The organism is Mucilaginibacter flavus (assembly GCF_030409315.1).
GTDB classification, from domain to species: domain Bacteria; phylum Bacteroidota; class Bacteroidia; order Sphingobacteriales; family Sphingobacteriaceae; genus Mucilaginibacter; species Mucilaginibacter flavus.
This window is the reverse complement of sequence record NZ_JAUFPS010000002.1, coordinates 61,821-71,212: the sequence shown is the minus strand read 5'-3', so window position 1 is coordinate 71,212 and position 9,392 is coordinate 61,821. Positions and strand designations below refer to the sequence as shown.

Genomic DNA, 9,392 nt, shown 5'->3' with positions numbered 1-9,392 from the left:
GCTCTCATCCCTTTTCACTTTATAATGCAAATTTATTTGCTTATATTATGACAACAAACATAGGAGGGGCAGACGGGCGCAGCGATGTTCGGGGTGAGTCGTCCCTTGGTTAGTTTACACCAGATTATGCCTTCATCCCAGACTTGCAAAGTTTTTAAAACTTCAAGTCTTTCGCCGTTTTCCCCTTGTGAGACAGATATGGCCACGCAAATCAAAAGTCCTCTCCTTTGGAGAGGATTTAGGTGAGGCTCCTAATACTCCAGCACCACATGTGGCTTAAACGTATCCGTTTTAACTTCAGCTTTTAATTCATGCAAAATATTGTACAATCCAAAATTGGTGCGGTTTACATAAATAAAATGTTTAACACCACGGGCTTGTTTAAACTCGGGCATTTTAGATAGGCGTTCGCCAAAGGCAAATAGCTTATCAAAAAATGTTGTCTGGCTAAAATCGAAATAGTTGTCAATATAAGGCAGCGCGAACAGGCCTATCATTTCTTTATACTGGGTATAAAAAAACTCGATTTGCACCGGGGTATCATCCTTGCGGATCATATCCAACTGACGGAAGGCTTTGATGGTTTCCTCTTTATTATCTAACAGATTGGTAGAGGTAAGCGAGAAGAATGGATAGTAAAAATCTTCGGGCATTTCTTTAATGCAGCCAAAATCAATGACACCCAATTTACCTTCGGGAGTGATCATGAAATTGCCGGGATGCGGATCGGCATGTACGGCGCGGAGTTCGTGCTGCTGAAAGTTATAAAAATCCCAAAGCGCCTGCCCAATCTGGTTTCTTAATTGTTGTGATGGGTTGGTGGCTAAAAATTCTTTCAGGTGTTTGCCTTCCAGCCAATCCATCGTAATAATGCGCTTGCTGGATAGCTCGGGATAATAACCGGGGAAAACCACGTTATCGAGATTGGCGCAGGCGGTAGAAAACTCGATAGAGCGGCGTACTTCCAATTCGTAATCGGTTTCTTCCAACAGGCGTTCTTCCACCTCGCTCATGTAAACATCTAATTCCTTTTCACTCATGCCCAGCATCCGGAAAGCGAAGGGTTTGATAAGTTTTAAATCCGACGAGATAGAATCGCCTACACCGGGATACTGGATTTTTACAGCCAGCTTTTTACCATTTAATTCGGCCTGGTGAACCTGGCCAATGGAGGCGGCATTGGTCGACCGGATATTGAACTTATCATAAATCTGGTCGGGATTTTTGCCGAAGTATTTTTTGAACGTTTGCACAATCAGCGGTCCCGAAAGCGGCGGCGCGTTGTATTGCGATTGTGTGAATTTATCTACATAAGCCTGCGGCAGCAGGTTTTTATCCATACTTAACATCTGCGCTACTTTAAGGGCGCTGCCTTTCAGTTCGCTTAATGATTGGTAAATATCTGCCGCGTTATCCTCGTTCAACTCCGATTTATCCAAATCGGGATTGAACAGTTTTTTTGAATAGTGCTTAATATAGTTACCGCCAATTTTAACACCTGTTTTAATGAATTTTGCAGATCGTTCTACTTTGGTGGTGGGTATGCTATTTTGTTCGGGAGTAGCCCCCTTTAAATCTCCCCCGCTGGTTAGCGGGGAGACTTTATTTTCTTCTGCCATAATACTCCTTACAATCCCATCTTCTCTTTAATCCCGCCGTTTTTCACCAGGAATTTTCCGTACTCAAAAAGATTATCAATAGGCGAGCGCTGAAAAAGATCGAAGGTTACATTCACGCCTTTTTCAATGGCCTCATCGGTTTTCTCAAACCCCGCCGAATTATCGTTTACCCAAAAGTTCAACACAAAAACAAACTGAATCCACAGCGCGTCTTTATATCTCTTGCTGAAAAATTTGCGGTCACTCAGTTCTGTACTTTCAATGCCTTCTTTCAGAATATCGTCGGCAAAGTTTTCGTAAATATTTTTCAGCGGTTCAAAAACGCGGGGCGTGGTAAAACCTTTAGGCTGTTTGTTAATGGTATAAATGGCAAAGCTGCGGCTACTCTTCAGCAGCTCAAAAAAGCCATAAAAAAACGACAGGGCCTTTTCGCGGGCACTGTACTGGCCCCAAACTTCCTGTGCTTTGATCTCGGCCAGGGTTTTGTTGGCAAGCCCTGCCCAAATGCTTTGCTCAACGGCCTCAAACGACCCAAAAAACTGGTAAAACTCAGCCTCGGTCATTTCATTTTGTTTAGCAAAAATGTAAACCGATTTAGGCTCCGAGCCCTCGGTTAATACGTAATCGATATATGAATCCTGGATGCTTTCTATTGTTGCCATGATGGTTGGTTAAAAGCCTCACCTAAATCCTCTCCAAAGGAGAGGACTTTTGATTAGCATGTTGGTTAATGTTTTTTATTTGTTGAATAATTCTTTTACCTCCCTCTCCTTTGGAGAGGGCCGGGATGAGGCTCACATAAACATCTCTATCGTTCGCTGCAAATCTTTTGCAGGTACAACCCCGCTTTGCCTCCATTTGGTTTGGCCTTTTTGGAAGATCATTAACGTAGGCACACTTTGTACCCGGTATGCACTTGCAGCCTGCGGATTTTTGTCAATATCTATTTTAATGATCTTTACCTTATCGCCAAGGGCGTGTTTTACATCCTTCAATATAGGCGGCATCATTTTACATGGTCCACACCACTCGGCCGAAAAATCGACCAGTACCGGAATTTCTGATGCTATAATATCCTGAAAATTTGCCATAGTATCTTGATTTTTAAATTCGTGATTGATGGTTCATGTTTTATGATCATCAATGTAAATATACAACCATAAACGCCGGTAAAAGTTTAGGTATTGCCCTCATTTCAAATAAAATGACTTTTAATCCATCAACAGCTAACCAACGCTTATATTTACTTTATGAAAACCAATATTTACCTTTTGCTGCTGTTCATTGTGCCCATGTTTTCATCGGCACAAGATAAACCAACCGTGTTACCGCTTTGGGCAAAAGGAGCCCCCGGTTTTGAGAGCCGGCGTAACGAGCCCGAGCAGGCAAAAGATTATTGGGTAAAAAATATTCATAATCCATCACTCACCGTGTTTACGCCTCCGGCAGGTAAAGCCAATGGGGCGGCGGTGGTGATTTGTCCCGGTGGTGGTCACCGTTTGTTGGTGTATACGGCCGAAGGCATCGAGCCTGCCAAATACCTCAACAACCTGGGTGTAACCGTTTTTGTATTGAAATACCGGCTTGGCCGCGATACGTTATCGCCCTACAAAATTGATATACATGCCAAACGGGATGGTTACCGGGCCATGCGCCTGGTACGAAGTAAAGCTGCTGAATACGGCTTGGATACTAACCGCATCGGGATGATGGGTTTTTCGGCAGGCGGCGAAGTAGTGGATATGGTAGCTTTTGGCGATGGGAAAGGCGACCCTAACGCGGCCGACCCTGTTGACCGGCTAAGCGCTAAACCTAAATTTGTGATCCAGATTTATCCTGGTCCGCTTTATATCCCGGATGTGATCCCGGCCGACGCGCCACCGGCGTTTTTACTGGCCGCTAATGATGATCCCTGCTGCGCGGTACCAGTAGTAAGCCTGCTGCAAAAATACCGCGATGCTAAAGTCCCGGTTGAAGTTCATATTTACACGCAAGGCGCTCACGGCTTTAACATGGGCAACCGCTCCAAACTGCAAAGCATCAGCACCTGGCCCCAACGCATGGCCGATTGGCTTGCCGATAATAATTACCTGAGCCCGGCGAGTGTTGAACGAAAGAAGATATTGCATTGATTATTGCTTGTAAGCGATTTAAAAACAGACATCGGTTTTGAACGCAGAAGAAGACTCACCCGGCTACGCTTCGCTGGCCACCCTCTCTTCGCTTCGCGGAAAGAGGGGTTTGAATGCTGTTTATTAGATATTTACAAAGAAAAAATATGAACTTTTAAAATCCCTCTTTCCGGCGCAGCCGAAGAGAGGGTGGCGGGCGTAGCCTCGCCGGGTGAGTCTTCTGCAATATGCATTCTACGTCGTTTCTGCTTTCATAGCCCGCTGGATTTTAAATATCCAGAATTATAATTCCTGGGCTTCTATTACCTTGTTTTATAACAACTTTCGGTAACCGCTGTACGCCGGGATGCCGCGTAAACCACATTGTTTAATACCTGGTAACCACTGGTGATACTCTGCATCTGCCGAACCAAAATTACACCTGTTGCATTATCGACCACGTAGACACCATTGGCGTTGCTGTTGGAGTACGATTGCTGTTGGGCGCTTTCGAAGGCAATGGTGGTTGTTTTATCATCTTTGGCCTGTATCCAAAAAGTATTTTTGATTTTGCTATTGCCGTCAGTAACGGTATCGGCCCAGGTGTAGTTTTTTTTCATTGATGCCATCGCTGTAGAATTTACCGTTAAACCCAAACTCGCTCCTTTAACCAGTTGTTCTGGTTGTAAGCCTGTAAAAGCAAACAAGGTATCATTAATAACCTGGTTACCATTACCGCTTATTTGTGTAATGGCATCTTGTTTACTAAGACTCACGTTAGCTGTTTGGCCAACCATGGCGGTTAACCTTTTTTGAATAAATGAACTGGTATCTGTAGGGCCGTCTGAATTGTATTGCATGGATTTGCCCATGGCGAAAAGGGTATCGGTTATACGTTTGGTTACAACCGCAACCGCGAAACCTGTGTTTGATGCATCGGTTATGTTATAGTTTTTTGTTACCGATGAATTGCTTTTGATATCAAATTTTTGATTGCCGCGCTGTAATACGGTTGTGGAGTTTACCAGCGTGGTTTTCTGAAATTCGTCGCCTTTTTTAAAGGAAAGAGAGCGGCTTTGGTCTGCTACCCGCGCATCTAAGTGTGGGATAGCAGTCGCGCTTAACGATGTATTAACGGGCAAATCGGCTGCTTTTTTAAATCCCGATTTTGGGTTGGCCGTTTGTGCCATACATACTGCTGTAAAGCCCGTTAGCATCAGCGTTAAAATGGCTTTTATGTTTTTTAAATGTGTTGTCATCTGGGGTTGGTTGTTAATTGTTTACCGATTGATAGTTGATAGCGTTTACGTACATAAGTGCTATCAACTATTAATCAAACCTAATCACTTATTAATGCAGCGGTTTTAAACCTGGTATCGGTGGCACCGGTGGTATTGGCGGTACCGGCGGTATTGGTGGTACCGGAGGTATCGGCGGCAATGGTGTTATAGGTGGTACCGGCGGAATAGGCGGCACCGGCGGAATAGGTGGCACCGGCGGTATTGGTGGTACCGGAGGTATAGGCGGCACTGGCGGAATAGGCGGCACCGGTGGTATTGGCGGCGGCGGCGTTATTGGGGGTACCGGCGGAATAGGTGGCACTGGTGGAATAGGTGGTACCGGCGGAATAGGCGGCACCGGCGGAATAGGTGGCACCGGCGGTATTGGCGGCACTGGTGGAATAGGTGGTACCGGAGGTATTGGCGGCGGTACATTCCAGTCCGAACGACTGCTTGAGCTTTGCGCGCTGGCATGTCTTATCCCAGCTACCATTGTTGCGGTGATCAACAATGATATTACGGTTACTTTTTTCATAAGTGAATTTTAGTTGTTTCTGATTAATCGATTGAGTGAGAGTGGTACGCCAATGGAGAATGCCAGGTTAGTTCTGTCGCCAGAGTAGCGGGTTAAATTAGCTACGCCCAGACCAAAACTGATAGGCGTGGTTTTAAACGGACGAATACCGGCAGTGATTCCTAAATTCATACCTGTCCACTCGGCGTTTACGTTAATGTGCCGTATTACTTCAAATGATACGCTGCCAAATACCGCAGTGCCGTGTGTTCCTTTTCCGTTGGCAATGTCCCTTGGGCTTTTTTCATAAAACCTGCCGCTGCCTAAGCCTATAGTATAAGTAAGCCTTGAACAACCAGGCGTTAACGATGGAATGGTTTGCACAGCATGGCTTATGGCCATAAAAAAGGTAGATCCAGGCGCATCTGATTGTACTTTGCTGGTAAACATTTGCAGCGCTCCGGCAGATATGCTTGTACCGGCAAATAAAAACCTGCTTAAAATAAAATTGCCCGAAAAATCGCGAAATTTATGAACATCGGTCATGTTTAAGCTGGCCGCGAAGTTTACTGCCGATACCGGGTTACCTACGCAAAAGCCACCGGAAGCTATCAGATCGGCTTTGTTATTTCGGTATAACTCGGGATAGGCCGCGCCCAGGCCGCCAAAAATGTAGCTACCATAGCCACCAAAACCAGTTGGGGTTAATAAGGAGCCCGGGGCATCACTTGGGTAAAGCTCGGCCTGGCCAACCCGCGGTGTATCTTGTACCGTTACCGGTGGTAAGGGGGCTAAAAAGGCGTCTATTTTTTGCTTAAGTTCTGTTTCAAAAGTATTTTGACTAAATGCCGATTGTGCAAACAGGCAAAGCACAACAATAGTGCAAAGCGTGAATGATTGCGGCTTGAATTTGCAAATCATGGTTAAGGGGGTTAGGTTAAGTAAATAACTTAAGTAATCGGTTTATGGCAACTGTGTACGATTGGATATTGTGTTGGTTGCAATTTACAAAACCTAAGCTATGTAATTTTTTGGTGTAGCGTGATTTGGCTATGTTATTTATTTGCTTTAAAAATGCCCGGCATCTTTAAATTACCGGCTGTTATGGCGGGTGTTTTGCCAGCTTGCTGTAGGTTTTAAATAAGGGTTGTTTTTTCATCATGAAATCAGGTTGTTTTTGATATCACAATGTTAAGGCCTGGCACAAGCGCGCGCAATACAAAGCAGTTGGTATTTTTAAATGCGACGGCTAAACTACTCTCCGCCTGCTAAGACCAATAAACTAATGAACCAGTGAACTAATGAACCAATCTGTTAAAGTTTGTTAACACAGGTGCTTAGGTTGCAAATGCGCTTACCTTTATGCTGTTATCACAATCTAATCATTATTTGCATGCTCAAAAACTACTTTAAACTGGCCTGGCGTAACCTTTGGAAAAACAAGGTGTTTTCCATGATCAATATTTTCGGTCTTTCGGTAGGTATTGCTTTTACCATGCTGATTGGTGCTTATATCTGGACAGAAGTACAGGTTAACCATCAGCTAAAAAATGCCGATAGTCAATACATCTTAATCAGCACCTGGAAAGACCCCAATTTAGGTAACGCAATAGGCACCCTGGCGCAGTTGCCACAAACCCTGAAGGATGATTATCCCAACCTTGTAGCCAATTACTACCATTTTGACGGTGTTACCACCAATGTATCAAAAAGTGATATGCACTTTAGGGAAAGCATGCAATTAGGCGATAGCACACTGTTAAAAATGTATGGCTTTAAGCTGATGCAGGGCGATGCGGCTACAGCGCTTAATGATCCATTCTCGGTAGTGATAACTGCTAAAGCGGCTCTCAAATATTTCGGACATACAGATGTGGTTGGGCAAACCCTCAACTTTGAAAGTTTCGGTGGCGATAAGCACGATTTTACCATTAGTGGTGTGCTGGAAAAATTACCTAAAAACAATGTGACCAATTTAAACGCGGCAAATAACAGCGATTTCTTTTTTACCGCTACAGCCGCCAAATATTTTAAACGCAACCTGCAAGGCTGGAATAACCCTAACAACGTGGGTTACATCGAACTTCAAAAAAATGCCAGCCCTAAAGCAGTAGATAAGGCGATAGCTGAGCTGATCCATAAAAACGCGCCCGAACAAATAGGCAAAAACCTGGTGATCAATGCCGTTGCCCTGCATGATTATAACCTTAATGCCAATGGCGGCATCATTAAACAATTGAGTTATACGTTGGGCTGCATCGCGTTATTTATTCTATTAATGGCGATCATCAACTTTGTTAATATTTGCATTGGCCGCTCATCTGGCCGGATGAAGGAGATGGGTATCCGTAAGGTATTGGGCGGCTTGCGTAAGCAGCTTATCTGGCAATTTTTAACCGAATCGGTATTAATGGTGATGATTGCTACTGTTATAGCGCTTGGTTTATTCCTGTTGGCAAGGCCCTATTTCAGCAATGTATTGGGCGAAGAAATTACCGGTTTATTTGCCTTTCCGCTTTACTTTAGTGTGATCCCTTTTGTATTCGCCCTTTTTGTTGGGGTACTTGCGGGGCTTTACCCGGCGCTGGTGTTATCAGCCTTAAAATCTATCGATTCATTGAAGGGGAAATTAACCTCTGTGAAGGAAAGTGTATTGTTTCGTAAAACGCTGGTTGCTTTTCAGTTTGGTACAGCGGCTGTGGTGTTTATCGGGGCCATTATTATTTCGCAGCAGGTGAGTTTGTTTTTTAACGGCAACCTGGGGTATAATAAAGATTATGTGATTTATGCCCAGGTTCCGCGCGATTGGTCGGTAAAGGGTGTTCAAAAAATGGAAGATATCCGTTCGCGCCTATCGCAAAGGCCCGAGGTAAAAAGCGTATCACTCTCCTGGGAAATTCCCGATGGTATGAATGGCGGCAATTCGCCCATGTACAGGCAGGGCGGTAACCCGGCGCAAACTATAACATCTGAGGGTTATGCCGCCGATCATCAATATGCCGAAACGTATGGCATCCCCATGAAAGCAGGAGTTTTCTTTAAGCCGATTTTCACGGTAGCCGATACCACGCAAGTGGTGATCAACGAAGCCCAATCAAAAGCAATGGGCTGGAAGGACCCTAAAGATGCCATTGGTCAAAATATTTTAATTCCGGGTAACAATACCGCTTTCACCATTTGCGGTGTGGCTGCCGATTATCATTTTGGATCGATGCAAAACCGTATTCAACCAGCAACGTTTTTTAATGTCAATTACACTACTTATTACCGTTATTTCTCCATTAAATTAAAATCGGGCAATATGCAGCAAAGCATCGCGTCGTTACAAAAAGAATGGTCGGCACTATTACCCGGTGCGCCTTTTGAGTATAAGTTTATTGACGATGCCCTAACAAAACTTTATAAAACCGAACTGCAATTAAAGCAGGCCGCTTATATAGCCACGGTGCTGGCCATCGTAATTGTGTTATTAGGTGTTTTAGGCCTTGTTTCCCTGAGTATTCAAAAACGCACTAAAGAGATTGGTATTCGTAAGGTTCTGGGATCATCGATAACTAATATTATCAGCCTGTTTATGAAGGAGTTTTTAAGTGTGATAATAATTGCCGGTTTGGTGGCTTGCCCTTTAGCCTGGTGGATAATGAGTAACTGGCTAAACAATTATGCTTATAAAGTTGCCATCACTGTAACACCTTTTATGCTGGCAATAGGAGGATTGGTAGTTGTTACCGCCATATTGATAACTATGCAAACTATTAAAGCCGCGCTAAATAGCCCGGTGAAAAGTTTAAGGGCAGAATAGTCATTTGGTTCATTAGTTCACTGGTTCATTAGTTTATTGGTGAAAAGTTTCCTTTTTTGGGTGATA

At 44.1% G+C, this 9,392-nt stretch carries 8 protein-coding genes; 2 read left to right on the top strand and 6 right to left on the bottom strand.

The window, feature by feature from the left end:
* Positions 1-251 precede the first annotated feature (251 nt).
* The 3 genes from QWZ17_RS00835 to trxA form a co-directional block, all read right to left on the bottom strand.
* The gene (locus QWZ17_RS00835; RefSeq protein ID WP_290302935.1) at positions 252-1,619 is read right to left on the bottom strand and encodes an ABC1 kinase family protein; all 1,368 of its coding nucleotides are present in this window, start codon (positions 1,617-1,619) and stop codon (positions 252-254) included.
* An 8-nt stretch (positions 1,620-1,627) separates the two neighbouring features.
* Positions 1,628-2,281 (bottom strand): TetR family transcriptional regulator C-terminal domain-containing protein, encoded by a 654-nt coding sequence (locus QWZ17_RS00830; protein ID WP_290302934.1) that lies wholly within the window; start codon positions 2,279-2,281, stop codon positions 1,628-1,630.
* 132 nt (positions 2,282-2,413) lie between these two features.
* Complete coding sequence (trxA, locus tag QWZ17_RS00825) at positions 2,414-2,710, bottom strand: thioredoxin (protein WP_290302932.1); 297 nt, start codon at positions 2,708-2,710, stop codon at positions 2,414-2,416.
* Between the two features lie 159 nt (positions 2,711-2,869).
* On the opposite strand from trxA, the gene QWZ17_RS00820 reads away from it, so the two are divergent.
* A complete protein-coding gene (locus tag QWZ17_RS00820; RefSeq protein ID WP_290302930.1) occupies positions 2,870-3,751 on the top strand; it encodes an alpha/beta hydrolase in 882 nt (293 codons plus the stop codon).
* Positions 3,752-4,053: 302 nt separating this feature from the next.
* Here QWZ17_RS00820 and QWZ17_RS00815 read toward each other — a convergent pair whose 3' ends face one another.
* The 3 genes from QWZ17_RS00815 to QWZ17_RS00805 form a co-directional block, all read right to left on the bottom strand.
* Positions 4,054-4,989, bottom strand: a complete 936-nt coding sequence (locus QWZ17_RS00815; RefSeq protein WP_290302928.1) for a hypothetical protein — start codon at positions 4,987-4,989, stop codon at positions 4,054-4,056.
* Positions 4,990-5,080: 91 nt separating this feature from the next.
* Positions 5,081-5,545 carry a hypothetical protein gene (locus QWZ17_RS00810; protein WP_290302927.1) on the bottom strand — a complete coding sequence of 155 codons (465 nt, stop codon included), beginning with the start codon at positions 5,543-5,545 and terminating at the stop codon, positions 5,081-5,083.
* Between the two features lie 9 nt (positions 5,546-5,554).
* Entirely contained in the window at positions 5,555-6,445 is an 891-nt protein-coding gene (locus QWZ17_RS00805; protein WP_290302926.1) for a hypothetical protein, read from the bottom strand.
* Between the two features lie 472 nt (positions 6,446-6,917).
* On the opposite strand from QWZ17_RS00805, the gene QWZ17_RS00800 reads away from it, so the two are divergent.
* Positions 6,918-9,326, top strand: coding sequence for an ABC transporter permease (locus QWZ17_RS00800; RefSeq protein ID WP_290302924.1), 2,409 nt, complete (start codon positions 6,918-6,920; stop codon positions 9,324-9,326).
* Positions 9,327-9,392 lie beyond the last annotated feature (66 nt).

Bases quoted from the DNA above. Each gene is read 5' to 3' on its own strand.
- QWZ17_RS00835 (WP_290302935.1), bottom strand. From the start codon at position 1,619: ATGGCAGAAGAAAATAAAGTCTCCCCGCTAACCAGCGGGGGAGATTTA.
- QWZ17_RS00830 (WP_290302934.1), bottom strand. From the start codon at position 2,281: ATGGCAACAATAGAAAGCATCCAGGATTCATATATCGATTACGTATTA.
- trxA (WP_290302932.1), bottom strand. From the start codon at position 2,710: ATGGCAAATTTTCAGGATATTATAGCATCAGAAATTCCGGTACTGGTC.
- QWZ17_RS00820 (WP_290302930.1), top strand. From the start codon at position 2,870: ATGAAAACCAATATTTACCTTTTGCTGCTGTTCATTGTGCCCATGTTT.
- QWZ17_RS00815 (WP_290302928.1), bottom strand. From the start codon at position 4,989: ATGACAACACATTTAAAAAACATAAAAGCCATTTTAACGCTGATGCTA.
- QWZ17_RS00810 (WP_290302927.1), bottom strand. From the start codon at position 5,545: ATGAAAAAAGTAACCGTAATATCATTGTTGATCACCGCAACAATGGTA.
- QWZ17_RS00805 (WP_290302926.1), bottom strand. From the start codon at position 6,445: ATGATTTGCAAATTCAAGCCGCAATCATTCACGCTTTGCACTATTGTT.
- QWZ17_RS00800 (WP_290302924.1), top strand. From the start codon at position 6,918: ATGCTCAAAAACTACTTTAAACTGGCCTGGCGTAACCTTTGGAAAAAC.